Origin of the sequence: Pseudoalteromonas sp. RB2-MNA-CIBAN-0110 (assembly GCF_040309305.1) — a bacterium.
In the GTDB taxonomy this organism is placed as follows: Bacteria; Pseudomonadota; Gammaproteobacteria; order Enterobacterales; family Alteromonadaceae; genus Pseudoalteromonas; species Pseudoalteromonas arctica.
Genome location: NZ_JBEOOQ010000121.1, coordinates 1 through 317 on the forward strand (window position 1 = coordinate 1; position 317 = coordinate 317).

A 317-nucleotide genomic window follows, 5' to 3' on the forward strand; every position below is an offset into this window, starting at 1 on the left:
GTGTTGGTCGGGTAATGATGATGAAAGCCACGATGCTCGTCATACTCATGGCGCTCATGGGGTTATTTCGGTTAGTTCTAATCTTATGCCAGAATTGTTTCGCCAGTTAATGGATGCGCCAAATGCTGCGCTAAATACGTCATTACAACCATTAATAAATTGGTTGTTTTGCGAGCCAAATCCAATTGCGATTAATACTGCACTCATGATGACTGAGGCAGTTGAACCGGTATTTAGATTACCTTACTTACCCCTTAACGACGCACAGCAACAACAAGGTGAAAAGTTGATTAATCAGCTAAGCGCAAGTGATGTTG

Annotated in this window: 1 protein-coding gene; it reads left to right on the plus strand. The window is 42.3% G+C overall.

Going from position 1 to position 317, the window contains the following annotated elements:
• Positions 1 to 317 (plus strand): dihydrodipicolinate synthase family protein (locus AAEY68_RS20805; protein ID WP_350586799.1); only part of this gene is annotated, 317 nt, incomplete at both ends.